Raw genomic sequence first — 24,207 nt, forward strand, 5'->3', positions numbered from 1 at the left:
TATACGCCATTACCAATTTAAATTGGTGCTCTATTACTTTTAAGATAGCTTTATTTTTATAGCTACTAATTATACCAAATAGGCGACGGTTTTTGCAATTCAAAGCCTTGTAATCGAAAATCATCATTTTTAATTGCATTCGTTTTAAATATATTATTGCCTTGCCCCGGAATGCTTGGGTAAAAAGATAAAGATAATTGGAATGAATTGAAGACCAAATAATCATTTCTTATGATCAATCCAACACTAAAAGACGAGTATAACTTATTATTAATGTAACGTACCTTTTCATCTTTAATCATAGCCAAATTAAGGTTTAAGTATGGGTTAAACTTAAAACTCAAAATTTTCCATGGCGAATAAAATTGCGTTTGAAGAGAGAGCACATATTTTGATGTGCCCATTAAATTACTATTAAAACCAGGTATACCAATGCTGCTTTTACGTTCTTCTTCATTACCGTAAAAACTTCTAAAACCATTTGCTTCGTCAATTGTTAAACGGTCTCCAATAGAGTTCAAGCGATTTTTACCAATTAAAACCTCTGGCTTTATAAACTGGCGCATTTTCCATTTGCTTCCTAAAGGAATTAAATTGGTAAAATAATTAATACTAAAGGAATAAGCGGCTTGTTCGGTTTTCGATTTTTTAAGAAAGGTTCCAAACTCAAAATTAGCACTAAAATATCCCCAATTATAGTAGTTGCCGTGGGCTATTTTTGCTCCTAAATAAAATCTGTTTTGTTTGTTCTTATATTGATTACCAAAAGTAAAAGCATAAACATCTCCTATGGGTACGTTTTCTATAATACCATCTCTAAACAAGTAACGTTCTTCTATAAACTGTCTTGACGAAATACCGATACTTCCCAAATAAAATGTTTCGTTTGAAAAAAACTGGATATCATCAAACTCAAGTCCTGGTTTTTCACGATAATCTTTATTGAGAAACCTAAACGAGCTAATAAGGTTTGCACTTCTTTCTCTTTCAGATTTGCCTTTAAATAGATGAAATGAATAACCCGCCCAGAAATCTTGCGATTGGTATTTAAAATTCTGACTTATAAATTCCTGATTGACATTAGGTAAGAATTCTCTTTTAAATTGCTGATCAAAATACATACCTGCCGCCCACTTTGTATAGGGTGAAAAAAACGGCCTTACGATATTAAACCAATTGCTATAAGAATCGTCAAGACGAGACGTATGTGCAAGCGTACTACTAATATAAGAGTTTTTAAAGTTGGGCATTCTATACAAAAAACTAGGTGCTGTTTTACCATCATCAAACCTGTTTTCAAGCCCTAGATTTAATCGATGCCCAAAACCTAGATAATTATACTCTGTTAATTTCAAATTCATTCTCGTATTGGAAGTTGAAACTCCTGGCACTAAACTCCAAGCATCTATTGTTTTAATATATACATCAACAGAATCGGTACTTTTATCTGGGTGTTTAACTGTAATTTCAACAGATCTTATAAATCTTTGAGAACGTATTAATCGCTCAGATTCTTTAATTAATAAACTATCTAACAAACTGTTCTTTTTAAAAATTATATAGTTCTTAATAGCAAAATCTTTAGATCTTACATGCAGTTTATTTCCTGTTTTTTCCAACCAACTATTTGCTGTTTCTGTACTATCTGTAAGTGAAACACCAAAAGGATCATGACTCTTAACTATGATATCTCTAATAATTTTCCCTTCAAAAGGACTGTAATTTTGACTTTTTGAAGCGATTTTTTCATTTTTAGGTTTATCTTTAGATTTAAATATTAGCCAATGTAACAGTTTTGAGGGTTTGGTTTTTTTAGAATAATCTTCAATTCTTTTATAAATAACCGCTGTAGAATCCTTTTTTTGCTCTTCTACTTGTGAAAAAGAATAACTAAAACTACAGATACAAAGTATTATAAGAAATTGATTATTTTTTAAAAACTTCAACATTAAGTGTTAGCTTATTATAAAAAGATGTTTTTCTACTTTGGGTAGCGTTCTAAAAAACATAAACAATTCTAACATTCTGATAACCCTAGATACAGCCTATTGTCTTATATGAATTTTAAAACGCTACTAGTCTTGTGCTTTCATTAGCACCGTTCGATGTGGATATGGAATATCGATACCTGCTTCGTCAAACCGTTTTTTAATGCTTTCTAGTACATCACACTTTAAATTGTAAGCATCAGCATAATTAAGTGTCCAGGCCCAAGCTCTTAGATTTACAGACGAATCTCCCAATTCTATAACCGCCGTTCTTACCATAGGTTTATTGTCTTTTTTCTCTAAAAGTGTACGGTTGTCAAGAATTAACGGATGATTCTCACATTCTTCTTTCATAATTAATTTAGCTAAATCGATATCGCTTTCATATGATATTCCCATTTCTATGAACTCGCAAGATTTGTGTTCGCCTAAATCGTAATTTATTAGTTTCTCTTTATTAATAACGGCATTTGGAATCACGATCATTCTATTTTCGGTATTCCTTATTACCGTATGACGCAAAGTAATATCGGTTACGATACCCACCATACTGTCTGAAACCTTAATTCTATCCTTAATTTTAAATGGCTTAAAAGCTATAATAAATAAACCGCCTGTAATATTGGCTAGAGCTTCTTGAGCGGCAAAACCTGCAATTAAAGTTAATATTCCTGCACCACCAAGTGCGGTTTGTGCCACCCCTTTTAAAGATGGAAAGGCCAATGAGACTAATAAAACCCCTGCAAGACTTATAAGCGCTATAACAACATAACGCAAAAACTTATAATTAGTAGGGTCGTTGTTTGCAGCATTGGTTTTATTAATTTTATAATTAAACCAAATATTAGCAATTGTAATTGCTACAATGGTAATTACCGATATAATACCCAAGTAACTAAATAGCTTAAAGTAGTCAATAAAATCGGTGCGCTTCTCGGTTTTAATAAATATAAGACTAAGCGCAATAACACCCAGAACTAACCAAAGTGTTTTTAAAATGCGGTTTATTAAATTTATTGATTTAACAGGCGATCCTGGAAAATGTTCTTGTAATTTTCGATGCAGCCATTTGTGTAAAACTCTAGTTAATATATAGAGTGCCAAAACAATGACAAGAACTATAACAACGTATATGATATCAGATTTATAAGTTTCTAAAAATTTATTCATAGGATTAAAACGAGTTAATTAAAAATTGATTCTTATTTAAAGTTTGTTATGCTTTATGCTGTTTAAAAATAGTCATTAAAAACACAGAAATCTAGAGAGTTTACAAGAATTTTATACAATTACTGTATCCTTTGCTTAAATTAAATTTTCTATTTCTACTGTTTTTGCTTTTGAATCTATAAACAGGGTATTCAATCGGTTCGAATAATTTTGAGGTGCAAAAAATATGTTTAAACATATATCTTGGCTAAACGTTTTATTCTCGATACCAATTTCTATAATTTTTTCAGTAAAATTCACATGGTTCCCCGAAATCCTTCAAATTAATATCTTTATAGAAAACAGTTAATTACCTAAGTTTAATAGCACCACCATCTGCCATCAGAGTTTGCCCGGTCATATACTGGCTATCATCGCCTAATAAAAAAGCAATAATGGGTGCCACATCTTTTTCTGGGTCACCAAAACGACCTAAGGGAATTTTATCTGCAGAATCTTTGTACTGCTCGGGGAATTTGGCTTTCCAATGCTTTACACCATCTGTGAGTGCCATGGGGCATACTACATTTACTCGAATATTATCATCTGCCCATTCGTTTGCGGCCACTCGACTCAATCCGCGAATGGCTTCTTTTGCTGCGGCATAACTCGCTTGATTTTTTTGTCCGCTTAATCCTGCTCCCGAACCAAAATTAACAATAGAACCACCATGTTTTGATAATTCTGGATAGGCCGCTTTCATAAAATATAAAGTGGCGTTTAATCCGGTACCAAAAGACAAAGCCCAATCGTCTTCAGTAAGTTCCATTAAGGGTTTTTGTCTTGAGGCATGCGCGTTGTTTAAAAGACCAGTAAGTTTTCCAAATTTTGAAATGGCTAAGGCGACCGCCTTCTCGGCAGTAAGCATTTTAGAAACATCGCCGTTTAAAAATACAATTTTATTGGGATTCTGGGCGGCTATGCGCTCGCCGGCTTCATCATTAATATCTACGGCTATAACCGATGCACCCCGATCAACAAGAACTGTTGTTATGGCGGCTCCTATACCTGCCGCACCTCCAGTAACTATAACCACTTGGTTTTTTAAATCTTTCATATTATTTTAATTATGTGCTTTAAAATGTTCAGAAAACAAAACTAAAGGATGTAAAACTCGAGCACAATGACATTAATCACTTAAAATAAAAAACAGCCTGTCTTATATTTATTATGGCATTTAAATACAAAAGAGACCTGCTAATAACCCAATGCAGAGCTCAGAATAAATCGGCTAATAAAAACACATCTTATTGGTTGCAAGACTTACTTGAAAGCCAGCTCCAAATCATGAAAAAGCACGAAACTGACTAATATCATTTCACAAAACACTAATAGTAAATATTTTAACATCACAAACATCAATTTTAGCGCATTCCAGCTGAAATACACCAAGCAAAAAATCATAAATCTTTTAATAGAAGATATAACTAAAACTGAAAAGATATGAAAGATGAAATTAGGTTGTACATGTTTCAAACAGGCGTTTTGAAATGCAAGGAGAACAATATTAAAATGAACGCCTCCTTAGATCCGTACGAAATTCCAGTACCTTGGTATTTTATTAAACATCCCAAAGGTAATATTGTAATTGATGGTGGCAACGCTGTTGAATGTGCTACCAATCCCAAAGAGCATTGGGGTGGAATAACAGATGTTTACTGGCCCGAGATGAAAGCAGAGGAAGGCTGTGAAAACGTTATTAAAGGTTTAGATATCGATCCCGCTTCTATTAAGTATGTTTTACAATCGCATTTGCATTTAGACCACACGGGTGCTATAGGCAGGTTTCCCAATGCCACTCATATGGTACAACGCAAAGAATATGAATATGCGTTTACTGCCGACTGGTTTGCTACTGGAGGCTACATTCGTAAGGATTTTGACCGTCCTAATTTAAAGTGGCATTTTCTTGAAATCGAAAAAAACGAAATTTACGATGTCTATGGGGATGGCGTTATTAAAATCATCCCTACTCCTGGGCATTCGCCGGGGCATTGTAGTTTTTTAATCACATTACCCATTGATGGAGCTATCTTACTCACCGTAGATGCCGCATACACCATCGACCATTATGAAGACAAAGCGCTACCAGGCTTTTTAGCCTCTGCGGTAGATGCTGTAAGATCGGTAGCTAAATTAAGGGAAATAGCTGCTATAAATGATGCCTTGGTAGTTACTGGACATGACCCAGAGGCCTGGGGAAAATTTAGAAAAGGGCCAAAACAATTTTACAAATAAAAACGTATAAGATGAAAACTAGAGCTGTAGTATTACATAAAATTGGCCATGAACGGCCTTATCATAAAACCAAACCACTAACTATTGAAGAAGTAGAGTTGGACGATCCAGGCTTCGAAGAGGTCTTAGTAAAAATAAAAGCGGCAGGAATTTGTCACTCCGATTTATCTGTGGTCGATGGCAACAGGCCACGTCCCGTACCCATGGTACTAGGTCATGAAGCTGCTGGTGTTATTGAAGAAGTTGGTGACCATGTGAAGGGGTTTAAAAAAGGAGATCACGTTGTTTTTGCATTCCTTCCGTCGTGCGGGCAATGTAAATATTGCCAATCGGGAAGAACCGCGCTTTGTGAGCCAGGAGCTGCTGCAAATACTGCTGGCACACTTTTAAATGGTGATAGAAAAATAAAAAAAGACGGAAAAAGTTATTACCATCATTTGGGCGTTTCAGGTTTTGCAGATTACGCTGTAGCTTCTATTCACTCCTTAGTGAAAATTGATAAAAAAATTCCGTTTGATGTGGCTGCCATTTTTGGATGCGCGATATTAACAGGGGTTGGTGCTGTGGTTAACACGGCCAAAATGCGTGCAGGAGAGTCTGCTTTGGTAGTAGGACTTGGTGGTGTTGGGTTATCGGCGATATTAGGAGCCCAAGCTGCAGGAGCTTCAAAAATAATTGGCGCAGATATCAGTCAATATAAACTAGATATTGCGAAAGATTTTGGAGCCGATGAGGTTGTAAATTCTGGCGATAAAGATGCTATGGATAAAGTAAAAGCCATGACCAATAAAGGCCCAGATATTGCATTAGAATTTGCTGGTGCGATGCCCGCTTTAGACTTTGCTTTTAACGCTACCAATAGAGGTGGCAGAACCGTAACCGCAGCCTTACCTCATCCCGATGCGCGTTTATCACTTAATCCGCTTACTTTAGTTGGACAGGAGAAATCACTTAAAGGCTGTTATTTAGGAAGTAGTTCTCCAAAAGTAGATATTCCCAATCTTATGGACATGTACCAAGCAGGGCGCCTACCTGTAGAAAAGCTAATTACCCACCATTTAAAACTGGAAGATATTAATGAAGGTTTTGAACGGCTAGCGGCTGGCGAGGCCATTAGACAAGTAATACTATTTGATTAAACTGAACCTATGAAAAATTATAAAAATTTAATATTCGAAGCATCCTATGTTAACGGAGAATGGATTAAAGATTCTGATGAAAAAGTAGCTGTAAAAAACCCTGCCGATGGCTCGACTGTTGGCTATGTTTATAATAACGATGCTACCACCATTAATAAAGCTATCGATGCCGCCTACGACGCTTTTCCTAATTGGAGAAAAAAAACTGCAAAAGCACGTTCTGGCATTCTTTTAAACTGGTATCAGCTCATTATGGAAAACAAAGATGAGATTGCTCATATTATGGTTCTTGAGTCTGGTAAACCTTTAACCGAATGTAAAGGTGAAATCGATTACGGCGCTGCATACATACAATGGTATGCAGAACAAGGCAAGCGAAATAATGGCACTGTAATTCCGGGATTTACTGAAGATAGACGCATCTCGGTTATTAAGCAACCCATAGGCGTAGTGGGCTCCATAACACCATGGAATTTCCCCATAGCCATGATTACACGAAAAATTGCGCCTGCATTGGCAGTGGGCTGTCCCGTTGTGGCGCGCCCCAGCATATTAACGCCTTTTACAGCTTTGGCTTTAGCGCATCTTGCTCATAAAGCAGGTTTTCCAGAAGGTGTCGTTAATATTGTGGTAGGCAAAGATTCTTCAGCCATGGGTAAAGCACTTTGCGAACACCCAAAATTGGCTAAATTATCCTTTACAGGGTCAACACGGGTTGGGAAAATTTTAATGAAACAATGTAGTGATGGTCTTAAAAAATTAAGCTTAGAATTGGGTGGTAATGCCCCTTTTATCATTTTTAATGATGCTAATATCGATGATGCCGTGAAAGGCGCCATTGCGGGAAAGTTTAGATTTTCTGGACAAACCTGTGTATGTGTAAATCGCTTCTTGGTTCAAGATGAAGTATATGATGAATTTGTTGAAAAATTTGTAGCTCAAGTAAAAACCTTTAAAATTGGTAACGGTTTGGAAACAGATGTGAATTTTGGTCCACTTATAAACAAAGAAGCCATTACTAAAATGGAAGATTTTGTAGAGGATGCCATACAACAAGGTGGTACACTAGCTACTGGTGGTAACAAAATAGATGATTACTTCTTCGAGCCTACAGTTATTACGCAGGCCAACGCTAAAATGAAGTTTGCTAAAGAAGAAATATTTGGCCCTATCGCTCCTATCTTCAAATTTAAAACTGAAGACGACGCTATTAATATGGCAAACGACACCGAGTTTGGCTTAGCTTCCTATTTTTATACCAACGATTTAAACCGTTCCATTCGAGTAAGCGAAGCCTTGGAGTATGGTATGGTTGGACTTAATGCAGGTTTAATTTCGAGTGAAGTAGCGCCCTTCGGCGGCATAAAACAATCTGGACAGGGTCGCGAAGGTTCTGTTTACGGATTAGATGATTTTGTGGAATTAAAATACATTTGCACAGGAAGTGTAAAATAATAGCACCAAAAATAAAGACTTCTATTAAAAATAGGGCTTTTACCTTATCTTTTTTAGGAGTCCTTATTATCATGTAACGGGGTTAAACACCTTCAAAATTAGAAACAAATAATAACATATAATTTTAGATTTGTAAAGCGAATGTATCACCTTGTTTAATTAAATTTGCATAAAAAAGATATGTTTAGTCAAGGTCAAATTATTTTCGGTATCCTATTTTTTATTGTCTTTGCTATCATTATTGGTGTCATGTACAGAAAAGATTTAAAACTACATCAGCGGTATTATAAAGGCAGTTTATGGATGCTCCTTGCTTTTATTTCGTTTATCTTGTTTATCGCTGCTATTAAATTCTTTTTAAAGTGATTTAAATCAATTCAATAGTTAAAAATTAACTAGCCTAACCACCCCTCTCGATCTAAGCTTCTGTATTGAATGGCTTCACTAATATGAGTGCCATTAACCTGAGTAACGCCCTCTAAATCTGCAATGGTTCTAGACACTTTCAGTATTCTATCGTAGGCGCGCGCCGATAAATTTAAACGCTCCATAGCTGTTTTTAATAATTGCTTTGAAGCTTCGTCTAAAACGCAGTACTTACGAATTTGTTTGGTATTCATCTGTGCGTTATAATGTACTGCATCAGAATCTTTAAAACGTTCGGTTTGTATTGCCCTAGCTGCAGTAACACGTTTACGGATATCAACAGAAGATTCACCTTTTCTGTCGTCTGAAAGTTTTTCAAAAGGCACGGGAGTCACTTCGATGTGGATATCAATGCGATCTAATAAAGGCCCCGAAATTTTACTTAAATAACGTTGCATTTCGGCAGGACTTGAAGTTACGGGAGCGTTGGGGTCGTTAAAATAGCCGCCAGGACTTGGGTTCATACTAGCCACCAGCATAAACGACGACGGGTAAGTTACGGTGAATTTTGCTCTTGAGATGGTCACCTCTCGATCCTCTAAAGGTTGTCGTAACACTTCTAAAACATCGCGTTTAAATTCTGGTAATTCATCTAAAAACAAAACCCCATTATGCGATAAAGAGATTTCTCCCGGTTGCGGGAAACTACCTCCGCCAACAAGGGCGACATTCGAGATGGTGTGATGTGGGCTACGAAACGGACGTTGTGCCATTAATCCCGTATCTTTTACACGACCCACCACCGAGTGTATTTTGGTGGTTTCTAAAGCCTCATGCAGTGTCATTGGTGGTAAAATACTAGGTAATCGCTTGGCTAACATGGTTTTCCCAGCTCCCGGTGGCCCTATTAAAATAATATTATGTCCGCCAGCCGCCGCAATTTCCATACAGCGTTTTATGCTTTCTTGCCCTCTAACATCAGAGAAATCGAATTCTGGAAAGTCTAAATTTTTCTCGAATTCTTTTCGGGTGTTTATTATGGTTTGCTCCAGAGCTTCCCCTTTATCAAAGTAATTAATAACTTCACTTATGTTCTCTACGCCATAGACCTCTAAATGATCTACAATAGCAGCTTCTTTGGCATTTTGTTTTGGTAATATAAAGCCTTTAAAACCTTCTTCTCTTGCCTTTACTGCAATGGGTAATGCGCCTTTTATGGGTTGTAAAGAACCATCTAAAGACAGTTCGCCCATAATTAAATACTGATCTATATTTTCGGCTTTAATTTGATTTGTAGAGGCTAAAATCCCAAGCGCTAGCGTTAAATCGTAGGCAGAGCCTTCTTTGCGTAAATCGGCCGGCGACATATTAATTATTATTTTTTTGCCCGGTATTTTATAGCCGTTATTTTGAAGTGCTGCCGCAATTCTGTAATTACTTTCTTTAATCGCATTATCTGGCAAACCTACTAGATGGTAACCCACACCTTTATCGACGTTAACTTCAACCATAATCGTAGTTGCTTCAACTCCAAAAACTGCACTTCCAAAAACTTTTTTAAGCATAATTTCTATTTACTTCTTAAATGTAAGAAATGTATTTTAAATATTTATGCTCTCATGGGTAATAATAAGTTCTATATTCTAAATGAACATGCCATGAAAACAAATGCTCTTCAATGTAAAACAGCGCCTTTAATTTTAGATGTTCTTGCTGAATCTTTATCACCGTATTTTAAACTATAACCCTATATAACTATCGTAACCCTAAATAAATAAGACAGTACTCCCACCATGTCAATCATAATTTGAACACAAAAACAGAAATAAGATAAATTTGTCCTAATTAAATATAAACCTTAGCTTTGCCTCCTATTACGCGTATATTAAAAAATTAGTATCCAAACGCCCTTATACCATATTAAGATTTAACACTCATAAAACCAAAAACGATTAAAACCTATGAAAACCGCATCTTTAACCAATAACATAAGCTACAAAGAAGACAAACCAAACGTAAGTGTTTTGTTTAAAACGAAAACCACCAAAGAAATTAGAATCCTTATGAAAAAAGGACAAATCATGGAGGAGCATAAAGCCCCACAACCCATAGTTATTGAAATATTTGAAGGTGCTATCGATTTTGGAGTAAATGGCGAACAATTACTACTTAAAAAAGGCGATTTAATCACTTTAGAAGCACATGTTCTTCACGATTTAACATGCGTTGCTGATGCTATTGTGAGATTATCAATATCGAACTTAGATGATGAAGAGCGTGTTAAAAATGTGGCAAGTTAAATAGAATATGTGATAAGGTCCTCTATTTGGAGATTCTCGAGCCTTTAGAAAATAACATTTAGTGTTTGTATGTAAAGTGTCATAATCTCATATTTGCTGTGAGATCTTGACACTTTTATTTCATAACAAAAAACAAATATTTATTTTTCGCAATTCAGCAAAAATCAATTCGACAATTTACTACAGGGCCACTATTTATTGCTCACAGATTACCCAAACCAGCCTTCTGGCATGCGGGTAACTGAGATGCTTTATTCTTATGGCAAGAAACGGAGCTACAACTAAATTTAAAAATAAAATTATTTTAGAACGTCCTGAATAAACTCCAACGCACGTCGCTCATTATAATACACATTTTTTTTATCAATAAATCCAACATGCCCCCCATGATTAGGCATTTCTAAATACAAATTAGGATTGGTTTTAGCGTCTTTCACTGGGTAACATTCTGGAGATAAAAACGAATCGTTAAGTGCGTTTATAATTAAAGTAGGCTTTTCTATATTTTGAAGAAATTGCAAACTGCTACTTTTTCTATAATAATCGTTTGCATCTTTAAAACCGTGTGCTTTAGAGGTGTAAACATCATCAAAATCTATAATAGTTTTAATAGATTTAATATCTTCAACACTAAGAAAATCTGAAAACTGAGCTTGTTTACTTTTTAAGCGTTCAACCAAATATTTTTTAAACCTTTCGTGATATAAAATATTTTTAAGTGAGAGCATTTCTTTTGCAGCCCCTTCTAAATCGCAAGGTACAGACACTGCAATAGCCGCCTTAATTTGCTCTGGAATACGGTTACCCTCACCCAAATATTTTAAAATAATATTAGCACCTAAACTAATCCCTTTTAAATAAATTTCAGAATATTGGGTTGTGAATATGATGTGCTGTATAACGTCCATCAAATCGTCGGTAGAGCCCGAATGGTAACTCCTATATTTTAAATTAAGCTCACCACTACATCCTCTAAAATTTACACCTACCGCATCTATTCCATTATCGTTAAATAATTTAGCCGCACCCGTTATATAAGGGCGTTGCGCGTGCCCTTCCAATCCGTGCAATAAAATAATAAGTTTATTGCTATTGTTATTCGACAAACTCCAATCTAAGTCTATAAAATCCCCATCACTTAAAGTAAGGCGTTCTCGTTTTTGATGTACCGCTTTTACCCGTCTAAACAATCCAGAATATACGGTTGATATGAATCCGTTTTTAAGATAAAATCGTGGTTTGTAAGTTGATTGTATTACTGGCATATTTAATTGACTTCTAAAGCTGTAAATTTAAAAATTTCTCCGTTAAACAAACCTTTATCACTTAATTTTAAAGCAGGAATGACTAATAATGCCATAAACGACAAGGTCATAAACGGTGCACTAAGTGTACTACCTAATTGTTTGGCCATTGTATCTAGTGCTTCGTATTGTTTACCAACAGTCTCACCGCTTTTATCACTCATTATACCCGCAACGGGAAGTGGTAGAATTTTTTCTTCGGAATGGGAAACTGCAGCTATACCACCTTTATTATTAATTAATAAATTTACAGCTTGGCAAATGGCTTCATCGGAAACACCAACGGCAATTATATTATGAGAATCGTGAGCAACAGACGAGGCGATGGCACCAGTTTTTAATCCAAAATTTTTCACAAAGGCTATGGCTGGTTTTTCATTTTGATATCGATTAACAACCGCCATTTTTAATAAGTCTTTTTCAACATTAGACACTAAATTCCCGTCTTTAATTGAAGCTACTTCAACACGTTCGTTTGTCACTAATTGGCCTTCTAAAGCTTCAATAACTCGAATTTGTTGTGCTGAAGATTCAAATCTAAAATCTGAAACTTTCTTTTTGTTGCAATCAAAATTATTTAACAATTCGATTGAAACAGCGTCAATTAAAGCTGTATTATTATTAAAAACTAAGTTTCCGCTTATAAAAGTTTGCAGGGTGTTAAAATCCTTTAAATCTTCTACTATAATACAATCGGCATCATCTCCTTCTTGTAATAAACCAACTTCTAGATTATAGTGTTTTACCGGATTTACACAGGCCACTTGCAGCACTTTTAAAACGTCCATTCCTTTGGCCACAGCTCTGGCGCAAAGCTTATTAATATGGTTATCTAATAAATCGTCTGGATGCTTATCATCACTACAAAACATCATGTTTTCAAAATGTTTTGGAAGCAAATCAATTAAAGCTTCAAAATTTTTGGCAGCACTACCTTCGCGAATTAAAATCTTCATGCCTTTTTGCAGTTTTTCTAAGGCTTCATCAAAAGTGAAACATTCATGATCTGTAGAAATCCCAGCATTTATATATTTTGTAATGTTATCACCTCTTAATCCTGGTGCATGACCATCAATAGGTTTGTTATAATGTTTTGCCCAGGCTATTTTGTTCAAAACCTCATCATCATCAAACAAAACTCCAGGGTAATTCATCATCTCTGCCAGATATTTAATGTCTGGGTTTTCAAGAAGTTTTTTAATCGCCTCGGCATTTATTACTGCTCCTGCTGTTTCAAATGCAGTTGCTGGAACACATGATGGCGCCCCAAAATTAAATTTAAAAGGCGTCTGTTTTCCGTTTGCAATCATAAACTCCACACCTTTTACACCTAGCACATTTGCAATTTCATGAGGATCTGAAACCGTTGCCACCGTGCCATGAGTTACCGCTATACGCGCAAACTCACTGGGAACAAGCATAGAACTTTCAATATGTATATGGGCATCGATAAAACCAGGCAGTATAAAATGATTCACATTATGGCTTTTTTCTGTAACAGATTTAATTTTGTCGTTTTCAATTAAAACCTCCCCTTTAAAAATGCGTTTATTAACAACATCGACTATGTTTCCTTGTAATTTCATATGTATTCATGCTCTGGACGCATGGCTTTTAAATGGTCTTATTTTAAGCTTATTTTCAAAATCTGTTTTGTTTTATCGGTGACTTTAAAACGATTATCTGCTCTTCTACCAATTACCCAAACAATATCGTTTTGCGAGCACAATAACCAAACCTTTTCTTTGTCTAAAAGCGACAGCTTTTCATCTTTAAAGTACTTACTTAATTTTTTCTTCCCTTGCATTCCAAAGGGATAAAAGGTATCGCCTTCCTGCCACTTCCTGACGCTTAAGGGAAAACTTAAGCGATCTTGATCTACATAGATAGTATGGCTTTGATTTACAGAAATAGCATCTACTTCTTTAAAAAATAGGGTTCCGAAAGAGGTTTTAACAGGCTGCTCTTTTTCTGTAATTAAAATAAACGCACTTTCTTCCCGCTCTATTTCACTTAACAAGAGATGGGTTCTATCTTTTAATAATCGATGTGTTTTTGAAAAGACTTGTTTTCCAGACTGTGCGTCTAAAAGCTTTAAAATATCGTCCCATGCTGTAAATCCATATGCTTTAAAAACTTCGTATAAATAAGCTTTTGAATTATTCACTTTTTTAAATTCTGAAATCTTAAATGCGATGTGATTAGCATCTATTTTAACAATAGCACGCTTTAAAACGGCATTTACACTCTCGTCTACAATAGCGGCTGTATCGTTTAAATGACTAAGCGTATTTTGAAAATTTTGTAGAAATTGTGGATTCACTTCTTTTAACATAGGAATCACATCGTGTCGTATTTTATTTCGCAAATATTTTGTTGAAGCATTAGTAATATCTTCTTGCCATTTTAAATTTTTCGTTTGGGCATAAGCTTCAATCGCTGCTCTAGAAAATGGTAATAAAGGCCTAACTAATTTATTGTTAATAACCGGAATCCCGGTTAAACCTTCTAAACCGGTACCACGGGACAGATTAATTAAAAAGGTTTCTAAATTATCGTCGGCATGATGCCCTGTAAGAATATAATCGAATTGCAATTGTTCCGCAAGGTCTTCAAACCAAGTATAACGCAACTCTCGAGCCGCCATTTGTATTGATATTTTATTTTGTTTAGCGAAATCTTGGGTATCAAAACGTTCTATAAAAACTTCTAAATCTAAATGTTCGGCTAAATCTAAAACGAAGGCTTCATCGGCATCACTTTCTTTTCCTCTTAAATTAAAATTACAATGTATTAAGGTGATATCTAATGGTATTTGGCGGCATAAATGGGTTAATACCACACTATCTACACCTCCAGAAATGGCAATTAACAGTTTGCTACCTTTAAGAAAAGACAGCGTATTATTGATATGATTTTGGAATTGTTCTTGCACTTTTCAAAGTTAATATTTATTTCATCGCACAAAGGCGCAAAGGTGTAAAGTTTTATAGGTCTTGTTTTAGCTCTATAAATCTAGATATAAACCTATGTTAGCAACTTAAACTTATCAAATGATTTTAATGCTGTAAAACCTCATGCATCGCTTTGGCTTTTACTAAACATTCTTCGTACTCTTTTAAGGGATCACTTTTTGATGTTATGGCACTGCCCACAGAAAATGAAATGTATTTTTGGGTGTGATTGTATAAAATACTGCGTATCACTACGTTAAAATCGAAATCACCACGGGGTGTAATATAGCCCACTGCTCCAGAATATAAACCACGTTTGGTTTCTTCTAAATTTTCAATGATTTTCATTGCCGAAATTTTGGGCGCACCCGTCATACTCCCCATAGGGAACGTACTCTTTATAACATCAATAGGATGCGTGTTTTCTTCAATTTGCGATGTAACGGTCGATATCATTTGATGGACTTGATCAAAACTATATACTTTACATAATTCTTCAACTTTTACACTTCCTTTTACTGCTGTTTTAGATAAATCGTTACGCACCAAATCGACAATCATAATATTTTCGCTACGCTCCTTTTCATCTTTTGCTAAATCGTTTTTTAACAATTCATCATCTTCAAAATTGTGAGATCGCCTTGCTGTGCCTTTTATAGGCTGAGAAATAATAGTGTTTTGGTCTTTTTTTAAATAGCGCTCTGGTGAAGCCGATAATACATACTTATCGCTAGATTTTAAAAATGTGGCAAATGGCGCATTAGAAATAGCATTGAGTTTACGGTAAATTTCTAATGGATTTATAAGGCTATTTTCGGCATAAAACTCCATGCAAAAATTAGCTTCATAAATATCTCCACGGTTTATATTGGCCAGCATATTATTTACTTTTTCCAAATAGGCCGCCTTGCTAATGCGTTGATGTATTTTGAAGTTATCCCCTTTGTTTTTAAAAGGAATAGCCCCTTGGTCTTGATAACTTGTAATGTCTTTTAAGTCGGAATCAAATTCATCGTCGACAGCTTTTAAATATTGAATGTCAACTTGATTACCTTTAAAAATAAATATTTTTTTAGGTTGAAAAAAAAACAAATCAGGAAATTCTAAGCCATCGTAATTCTTAGAGCTTAAAACCTCAACATCATTTTTTAAATCGTAGGCCAAATACCCAAAAATCCAATCGTTTACCAAGCTTTGATAATCTTTTAATTTTTCAAATCCATCATAAAAATCGGTTTTAATACTTGTAAACGCATCAACGGCCAAAATGGCATCGAAACTAGAGTGATTTTGCTCGTAGTTATTGGAGTCTAACCAAACAACATCGTCAAATTGCTGCGCCCAAGCCAATAGCTGGACTTTAAAATTTTTTACTGATGTGGTTTTATGGTGAAAAGTTGTTCTCAATAAGAAAATTTTTATGTGCAAAGTTACTTAGAATACTTAAAAAAGTATGAGTTTTGTGGCTTGAAGTGATTAAAATATAATTCTTATGCACGTTTTACAAAACACTAAACTAAAAATAGCCGTAAAATCTATTGGAGCGGAGCTTTGTGAGATCGCTTCTGTAAAACATAAAACAGCATTTATGTGGGATGCCAATCCTGAAGTTTGGAGTAGCTACGCCCCAAATTTATTCCCTATTATTGGAGCTTTAAAAAACAACACCTATCTATTTGAAGATAAAACATACCGACTTCCAAAGCACGGTTTTGTTAGGCATAATAAAAAGATAAAACTAAAAGAACAAACAGAAAACAGCTTGACGTTTTCGTTAATTTATAACAGTGAGTCGCTTAAAAACTATCCGTTTAAGTTTGAGTTTACCCTCACTTATTTACTAATTGACAACAAATTAAGCCTTATACACCAGATTACAAATAGAGATGATAAAACCATGTACTTCTCTCTTGGTGGGCATCCCGCTTTTAAGTGTCCTGTGTTTAAAAATGAAAAATATGACGATTATTTTTTAGAATTTGAATACCCCGAAAACTCTAAAAACCATTTAATTAACACAGAAAGTGGTTTAATTTCCTCTCACACAGCCCCCTTTTTTAATGCCTCTAACACTGTTGACTTAACCCATGATTTATTTCAAAACGATGCGTTAATTTTTAAAGATCTAAAATCAAAAAAAGTAAGATTAAAAAGTATTAAAAGTGGTGAAATACTATCGCTTAGCTACCATGATTTCCCGTATTTAGGTATTTGGGCAAAACCTGAAGGCGATTTTGTATGTATTGAACCTTGGTTGGGTATTGCCGATTATGAAAACACTAACCAAGATTTTAAAAGTAAAGAAGGAATTTTAACATTGCCAGTAAAAGAAACTTTTAAAGCCTGCTACACTATTGAAGTGCATAATAATCACTTAGTTTAACAAATTAATAGTAAATTTGCAGTCTAAAACAAGATTGTGACCTTTACAGATTTAAACTTAAACACACCGCTATATAACGCTTTAGAAGATTTAGGATTTACCACACCTACGCTAATACAGGCCGAGGCTTTTAATGTGGTAGCCTCGGGAAAAGACATGGTTGGTATCGCGCAAACCGGTACAGGAAAAACCTTTGCTTATATGCTTCCTATTCTTAAAAACTTAAAATTCTCTACACAAGACAATCCAAGAGTTTTAGTTTTAGTACCTACACGAGAGCTGGTTGTTCAAGTAGTTGATGAGATTGAAAAACTTTCTAAATATATAAACAATCGTGTTTTAGGTGTGTATGGAGGCACTAATATTAACACTCAAAAGCAGGCTATTGCTCAAGGTATTGATATTTTAGTAGCCACTCCTGGTCGTTTATATGATTTGGCTTTAAGTAGAGTATTGCAACTTAAATCGATTCAGAAATTAGTGATAGATGAAGTAGATGTGATGCTGGATTTAGGTTTTAGACATCAGCTTATTAACATTTTTGATATCCTTCCTACAAAACGACAAAACATTATGTTTTCGGCTACGATGACTCAAGATGTAGACGCCTTAATTAGTGATTTCTTTAAAAGCCCCGAGCGTGTATCGATAGCAGTTTCTGGCACACCTCTAGAAAACATCTCACAAGCACGATTTGATGTGCCTAATTTTTACACTAAAGTTAACTTACTAGTTCATCTTTTACAAGACCGAGAAACCTTTAATAAAGTTCTCATTTTTGTGGCTTATAAAAGGATGGCAGACCGCTTATTTGAGAAATTAGACACCATTTTTCATGACGAGCTTTGTGTAATTCACTCGAACAAAACTCAAAATTACAGACTGCGAAGTATTGAACAATTTAGAGCAGGTGACAATCGTATTTTAATTGCAACCGATGTGATGGCACGTGGTTTGGATATTGACAATATATCTCATGTTATTAATTTTGATACGCCAGACTTTCCTGAAAACTACATGCACCGTATTGGTAGAACTGGCCGTGCAGAACGCAAAGGTGAAGCGCTTGTTTTTTCTACAGAAAAAGAACAAGAAGCCATTGAAAATATCCAGCAATTAATGCAGATGACCATACCTGTAATAGAGCTTCCTGAAGCCGTTGAAATCTCAAAAGAACTTATTGAAGAAGAACGCCCGCAAATTAAGGAACGTAACAATCCCAAAAAACGCAGAGATGAAGACGCTCCAGGCCCAGCATTTCATGAAAAATCTAAAAAAAATTTAAAAGAAAACTTGGGAGGATCTTATAAGTTTAAAATTGCTGCGAAATACAAAAAACCTAAAACACGTGGCGATAAAAATTACAATAGAAGAAATAAGAGAAAATGATTTTAAGACATCTCAATTCATTTAAAGATTCGGTCTAACATTTTTTTTAACTTTTAACTTTCATTTATCTTCGCAAACAAAAATAATAGATATGAGTATACTTTTGGTTGTACTTGGTTTTGTACTCTTAGTAGTTGGAGGCGAGTATTTAGTAAGGTCTTCGGTAGCATTGTCATTTAAGTTTAACATCTCTAAAATGGTGATAGGTATGACGGTGGTGTCCTTTGCAACTTCGGTACCAGAACTATTGGTAAGCTTACAAGCCGCACTATCAGGCTCTCCAGCAATCGCCATAAATAACGTAGTAGGCTCAAACATTGCCAATATTGGATTGGTTTTAGGGGTAACGGCAATGGTAGGTTCTATAGCTGTAGATAAATCATTCTACAAACTCAACTGGCCAGTAATGATGCTGTTTTCTGTTGCTTTATATTTTTTTCTCCGTAACGACAGTAAGTTATCTCCACTAGAAGGTGCGATTTTATTTGCTGGCCTTATTTTATTTCTACTCGTATTAATTAGAAATATTAAGAAAGATAATAATGTAGAAGAGGTTGACGAAAGTTTAGCCATTGTTTCAAATTTTAAAATAATTATGTGGTTAGTTATTGGGGGCTTATCACTATATTTTGGAAGTGATTGGCTTGTTATTGGCGCCAAAGACATCGCGATTTCTATTGGTGTAAGCGAAGCAGTTATAGGTATATCATTAATTGCAATCGGGACCAGCGTACCAGAATTAGCAGCTTCTGTAATTGCTGCCGCAAAACAGGAAAAAGCAATTTCTTTAGGAAATCTAATCGGTTCAAATATTTTTAACATCGGCTCTGTTTTAGGACTAACTGCCATAGTAAAAACCATTCCTGTAACAGAACCTTCCATATTAAAAAGTGATATTTTCTGGATGCTTGGGTTTTCGGCCGTTCTTTTACCCATGATTTTTATAGGCAAGAAAATGCAAATTAGCAGAGCAAAAGGCTTCTTACTTGTTTTTGCTTATGGCATATTTATGTTTTTGGTGTTTACCAACGGGAAGTTTTAAAAACAACACGCTTTTCTATTTAAGAGAACATGATGTATTTAGTTTTTAATGCTAATTTATGATAGACTCTAATAAGTTTCTGTTATAAAATATAAAATCACCGACATATATATTTTTAATTTACAGCCATTTATAATCCGTTTTTAAATACGGTAGCTTTTATATCTCTTCACTTTAATATTTTGTAAAATTAAGCATAAATTTAGTACAACGATTTTCTTACTAAAGGCCCTATTTTGATTTTACAACAATCCAATTTATTTAAGAACATTGCCCTATTTTCAAAACTCACCTCCTACTTGTTTTTGCCTTAATTTTATAGGGGTGATTTTATAAATTTTCGTTTTTACCTATACACACCCCTGATTTTTAATACCCAATTCATCAAAAAACCCTTGTTTTTACAGTAAATCGAAAAAAATATTGAAAATTTAGTTTCTATTTTAGTTTTTTTTCAAACCAAGTTCCTATTTTTGTTACTCAATCTTGTTATATCATGATGTAACAAACTAAAAATCTAATACATGTCGACCTTAAGATTTCATGCCATTAAAAAATCGTTAGCCTCTAAACCTGTTCCTGTAGACGAAACAGAAAGACGTTCTGATATGTTTGGCAGAAACGTATTTAACGAGAGTTCAATGCGTCAATATTTAACAAAAGATGCCTTTAATGGTGTGATGGATGCCATAAAATTTGGAAAAAAAATAGATCGGAATATAGCAGACCAAGTAGCCGCTTCAATGAAAGATTGGGCTTTATCGAAGGGTGTTACGCACTATACCCATTGGTTTCAGCCTTTAACAGGAGGAACTGCAGAGAAACACGATGCTTTTTTTGAAACTGTTGGAGATGGTATGGCGATTGAAAAATTTGGAGGCACACAATTAGTTCAGCAAGAACCTGATGCCTCTAGTTTTCCTAGTGGCGGTATTAGAAACACTTTTGAGGCACGTGGCTATACGGCCTGGGACCCCACTTCTCCTGCATTTATTTACCGTACAACCCTTTGTATTCCAACTATTTTTGTGGCTTATACAGGTGAGGCTTTGGACCATAAAACACCACTTTTAAAAGCTTTACATGCGGTTGACAAGGCGGCAACTGCAGTTTGTAAATATTTTGACAAAAACGTAAAAAAAGTATCGACTTCTTTGGGTTGGGAACAAGAATATTTCTTGATAGATAAAACGTTGGCCGCATCACGACCAGACATCACCCTAACGGGTAGAACATTGCTTGGTCACTCTTCTGCCAAAGGACAACAATTAGACGATCATTATTTTGGATCCATACCAAGCAGAGCTTTAAATTACATGCGTGATTTAGAAATGGAATGTATGCTTCTTGGTATTCCTGCAAAAACCAGACACAACGAAGTGGCTCCAAACCAATTTGAACTTGCCCCAATTTTTGAAGAAGCGAATCTAGCGGTAGACCACAACTCATTACTCATGGACATTATGAGTCGTGTAGCATCGCGACATCATTTTAAGGTGCTATTTCACGAAAAACCTTTCGCCGGTGTAAACGGCTCTGGAAAGCATAACAACTGGTCTTTATTAACAGATACAGGAGTTAATTTACTAGCACCTGGAAAAACACCAACGAGCAACTTACAATTTTTAACCTTTTTTATAAATACAATAAAAGCGGTAAATAAACACGAAGAACTTCTTAGAGCAACCATTGCATCGGCCAGTAACGATCACAGATTGGGAGCAAACGAAGCTCCCCCTGCAATAATGTCTATATTTATAGGCCAACAACTAACAAAAGTTTTAGACGAATTAGAAGGTGTAACTAAAGGCAAATTATCCCCTCAAGAAAAAACCGAACTCAAATTAAATGTAGTGGGCAAAATACCCGATGTATTACTGGATAACACCGACAGAAACCGTACATCGCCGTTTGCCTTTACAGGAAATAAATTTGAATTTAGAGCAGTTGGCTCTACCGCAAATTGTGGTGATCCTATGACTGTTTTAAACACCATAGTTGCTAAACAATTAAAAGATTTCAAAATTGAAGTTGATACGCTTATCGACGAAAAGGGATTAAAGAAAGACGAGGCCATTTTTAATGTTTTACGTGAATACATAAAAACCTCAAAACGCATTTTGTTTGAAGGCAATGGTTACGGTGAAGCCTGGGAAAAAGAAGCAGAAAAAAGAGGTTTAAGCAACAATAAAAATACACCACAGGCCTTAAAAGCAAAAATATCACAAAAGAGTATTGCGCTGTTTGAAGAAATGGAGGTCATGAGCAAAATTGAAACCGAAGCACGTTATGAAATTGAAATTGAAGCCTATATTAAGCACATACAAATTGAAGGCAGAATATTAGGCGATATTGCTCGTAATCACATCGTACCAATAGCAGTTCAATATCAAAATACATTAATTAAAAATGTTGCTGGTTTAAAAGATATCTTTGGCGAGAATTACAAAGCCTTTGCTAAAGAACAAATTAATTTAATTGAGCAAATATCTAATCATATTGAGAGCATTAATGGCAATGTTACCAAAATGATTAATGAGAGAAAAAAGGCCAATGCCATTGAAGAGGCCGAAATAAAAGCTCACGCATATTGCTACAATGTTAAGCCTTTATTTGAAGCTATTCGATACCACTGCGATAAATTAGAAATGCTAGTAGACGATGAAATTTGGCCACTAACTAAGTATAGAGAATTGCTGTTTACACGATAAATCAAACCTATTACAATACTAAAAAGCATTAATTTTCAATTTATTTCACTAGTGTCCGATTAAAAATATTATCATGCTGTCAATCCTTTTAAAATTAAGAACTTTGCACGATTTTTAAAATGTCACCTTGCTTATTTGAAATAATTATTACGATTTAAAGGAACTATTTTGTTAATTTAAAGTACCTCTGTTTATCTGTTAGCTAGAATCAAGTCTTGGTTCTTATGTCTATTAGCGAAGCGGTCTTATGTCTTTTGTCGGACATTAATGAATTTATTTATATAATTAATACCTTAAAAAAACGTCCTCTTCGGACGTTTTTTTAGTTTAGAACAAGAGATGATATCTCCATTTTAGCTTTAAATTAACAATTTCAATCCCTCCCCTTCGTCTCTTTCATAAATCTTAATATCATCCATTTCATTTGCATTTAGAATGACTACAATCTGAAGTTTTTTATTAATATCCTGAATTTTCGACGCTCTGTAAACAAATAATTTTTTATTTAAAACGGTCTAAAGCATTCCAAACACACTAATTTTAAATGTTAAAAGCAACTACAATTATACGTCTAATAACTTCCAATTTCTAAACTGGAAAAACTTTTTTCGTCAAAAAGTCGTACATAAATTATATAACCATTAAAAACGAGGTGTTTTAATAAAATCTGCAATTTTTCACCCTCTTTTGGTATGACTTAAAAAGTAGCTTTAATATTAATTCGAAGTGTAAACAACAAAAAAATGAAACTTAAAATGAAAACAATGAAACTGATTAAAATAAATTATTTAGTATTAGCATCTATATTTTTATTATTTGCCGTGTCCTCATGTAACGACGATGACGACCAGCAACCAGTAGCAGAGTGTTTTGATCATTTTGGCTATGATGAAAACATGACAAACGGCCCATCCAATTGGGATAACTACTGTGTTGCTGCCGGAACTGTTAATGAATGCGGAAGCATAGAACGCCAGTCTCCTATAAATATAACAGGTGCTATAAGCGACGCCACTTTATCGAACCTCGATATTACATATAACAACTCGTCTACAGACATCATTAACAATGGACATACCATTCAATTCAATTATAATGGTCCAAATTCTAACTTTACTTTCAATGGAGAAACCTATTCTTTATTACAATTTCATTTCCATGCTGGTAGTGAACATACGGTAGACGCTTTACGCCACCCGTTAGAAGTTCATTTGGTACACCAAAATAACACCTCTGGAAACATAGCTGTAATTGGTATTTTCTTTGAGCAGGGTACAGAAAATGCTTTTTTAGCACAATTTACAGAAAACCTGCCACAAGATGAGAACGGGACATATACAGATACCAACCTTAGTTACAGCGCTAATGCTATGGTAGATACATCAGGCGCTTATTACAATTACAGTGGTTCTTTAACAACACCACCATGTTCTGAGATTGTAGAATGGATAGTAATGGAGCAACCTTTACAAGCCTCTCAAGCCCAATTAGACAAATTCTCAAGCATTTTAAACGGTAACTTTAGACCCGTTCAACCTTTAAATTCAAGAACAATTAAGCTGAAAAATTAATTAAAACACACAAAACCGCTCTACTTTTTAAGTTTTAGCAGAAATACCAAAATAAAAAACACCAAAACAGTTTTAATCCAATTCCACCAATTTAATTTTGAAATTTCTCATTGATCATTTTAATTATTTTTTGTTCAGATGAGATAGAAATCGCAAAT

Annotated in this window: 17 protein-coding genes; 9 read left to right on the forward strand and 8 right to left on the reverse strand. The window is 34.8% G+C overall.

What is annotated here, in order from left to right:
- Window positions 1-65 precede the first annotated feature (65 nt).
- From FEZ18_RS01455 to FEZ18_RS01465, 3 genes are all read right to left on the reverse strand, one after another.
- On the reverse strand, window positions 66-1,949 hold the full coding sequence (locus FEZ18_RS01455) for a hypothetical protein (RefSeq protein WP_153266673.1): 1,884 nt from the start codon (window positions 1,947-1,949) through the stop codon (window positions 66-68).
- A gap of 126 nt (window positions 1,950-2,075) precedes the next feature.
- Window positions 2,076-3,158: a mechanosensitive ion channel family protein gene (locus FEZ18_RS01460; RefSeq protein WP_153266674.1), complete on the reverse strand. Its 1,083-nt coding sequence runs from the start codon at window positions 3,156-3,158 to the stop codon at window positions 2,076-2,078.
- A 349-nt stretch (window positions 3,159-3,507) separates the two neighbouring features.
- A complete protein-coding gene (locus tag FEZ18_RS01465; protein WP_153266675.1) occupies window positions 3,508-4,254 on the reverse strand; it encodes an SDR family NAD(P)-dependent oxidoreductase in 747 nt (248 codons plus the stop codon).
- A 386-nt stretch (window positions 4,255-4,640) separates the two neighbouring features.
- On the opposite strand from FEZ18_RS01465, the gene attM reads away from it, so the two are divergent.
- Genes attM through FEZ18_RS01480 form a run of 3 tightly spaced genes read left to right on the forward strand, consistent with a single transcriptional unit; the run spans window position 4,641 to window position 8,029 of the window.
- Window positions 4,641-5,435 carry an N-acyl homoserine lactonase AttM gene (gene attM / locus FEZ18_RS01470; protein ID WP_194269499.1) on the forward strand — a complete coding sequence of 265 codons (795 nt, stop codon included), beginning with the start codon at window positions 4,641-4,643 and terminating at the stop codon, window positions 5,433-5,435.
- Window positions 5,436-5,446: 11 nt separating this feature from the next.
- On the forward strand, window positions 5,447-6,574 hold the full coding sequence (locus FEZ18_RS01475) for a zinc-dependent alcohol dehydrogenase family protein (protein WP_153266676.1): 1,128 nt from the start codon (window positions 5,447-5,449) through the stop codon (window positions 6,572-6,574).
- Window positions 6,575-6,583: 9 nt separating this feature from the next.
- Window positions 6,584-8,029, forward strand: coding sequence for an NAD-dependent succinate-semialdehyde dehydrogenase (locus FEZ18_RS01480; protein WP_153266677.1), 1,446 nt, complete (start codon window positions 6,584-6,586; stop codon window positions 8,027-8,029).
- A 395-nt stretch (window positions 8,030-8,424) separates the two neighbouring features.
- Here the strand turns inward: FEZ18_RS01480 and FEZ18_RS01485 are convergent, their stop codons facing one another.
- On the reverse strand, window positions 8,425-9,960 hold the full coding sequence (locus FEZ18_RS01485; RefSeq protein ID WP_153266678.1) for a YifB family Mg chelatase-like AAA ATPase: 1,536 nt from the start codon (window positions 9,958-9,960) through the stop codon (window positions 8,425-8,427).
- 396 nt (window positions 9,961-10,356) lie between these two features.
- On the opposite strand from FEZ18_RS01485, the gene FEZ18_RS01490 reads away from it, so the two are divergent.
- Window positions 10,357-10,695 (forward strand): cupin, encoded by a 339-nt coding sequence (locus FEZ18_RS01490; protein WP_153266679.1) that lies wholly within the window; start codon window positions 10,357-10,359, stop codon window positions 10,693-10,695.
- Window positions 10,696-10,994: 299 nt separating this feature from the next.
- Here FEZ18_RS01490 and FEZ18_RS01495 read toward each other — a convergent pair whose 3' ends face one another.
- From FEZ18_RS01495 to FEZ18_RS01510, 4 genes are all read right to left on the reverse strand, one after another.
- Complete coding sequence (locus FEZ18_RS01495; protein WP_153266680.1) at window positions 10,995-11,960, reverse strand: YheT family hydrolase; 966 nt, start codon at window positions 11,958-11,960, stop codon at window positions 10,995-10,997.
- A 2-nt stretch (window positions 11,961-11,962) separates the two neighbouring features.
- Window positions 11,963-13,585, reverse strand: coding sequence for an adenine deaminase (ade, locus tag FEZ18_RS01500; RefSeq protein WP_153266681.1), 1,623 nt, complete (start codon window positions 13,583-13,585; stop codon window positions 11,963-11,965).
- Window positions 13,586-13,623: 38 nt separating this feature from the next.
- Window positions 13,624-14,934, reverse strand: a complete 1,311-nt coding sequence (tilS, locus tag FEZ18_RS01505; RefSeq protein ID WP_153266682.1) for a tRNA lysidine(34) synthetase TilS — start codon at window positions 14,932-14,934, stop codon at window positions 13,624-13,626.
- A 124-nt stretch (window positions 14,935-15,058) separates the two neighbouring features.
- The gene (locus FEZ18_RS01510) at window positions 15,059-16,360 is read right to left on the reverse strand and encodes an anthranilate synthase component I family protein (RefSeq protein ID WP_153266683.1); all 1,302 of its coding nucleotides are present in this window, start codon (window positions 16,358-16,360) and stop codon (window positions 15,059-15,061) included.
- 85 nt (window positions 16,361-16,445) lie between these two features.
- Between FEZ18_RS01510 and FEZ18_RS01515 the strand changes: the two genes are divergently transcribed.
- From FEZ18_RS01515 to FEZ18_RS01535, 5 genes are all read left to right on the forward strand, one after another.
- Window positions 16,446-17,336, forward strand: coding sequence for an aldose 1-epimerase family protein (locus tag FEZ18_RS01515; RefSeq protein WP_153266684.1), 891 nt, complete (start codon window positions 16,446-16,448; stop codon window positions 17,334-17,336).
- Window positions 17,337-17,372: 36 nt separating this feature from the next.
- Entirely contained in the window at window positions 17,373-18,725 is a 1,353-nt protein-coding gene (locus FEZ18_RS01520; RefSeq protein WP_153266685.1) for a DEAD/DEAH box helicase, read from the forward strand.
- A gap of 91 nt (window positions 18,726-18,816) precedes the next feature.
- On the forward strand, window positions 18,817-19,767 hold the full coding sequence (locus tag FEZ18_RS01525) for a calcium/sodium antiporter (RefSeq protein WP_153266686.1): 951 nt from the start codon (window positions 18,817-18,819) through the stop codon (window positions 19,765-19,767).
- Between the two features lie 524 nt (window positions 19,768-20,291).
- On the forward strand, window positions 20,292-22,478 hold the full coding sequence (locus FEZ18_RS01530; RefSeq protein ID WP_153266687.1) for a glutamine synthetase III: 2,187 nt from the start codon (window positions 20,292-20,294) through the stop codon (window positions 22,476-22,478).
- A gap of 764 nt (window positions 22,479-23,242) precedes the next feature.
- Entirely contained in the window at window positions 23,243-24,049 is an 807-nt protein-coding gene (locus FEZ18_RS01535; RefSeq protein ID WP_194269500.1) for a carbonic anhydrase, read from the forward strand.
- Window positions 24,050-24,207 lie beyond the last annotated feature (158 nt).

The organism is Oceanihabitans sp. IOP_32 (assembly GCF_009498295.1).
Classification (GTDB): domain Bacteria; phylum Bacteroidota; class Bacteroidia; order Flavobacteriales; family Flavobacteriaceae; genus Wocania; species Wocania indica.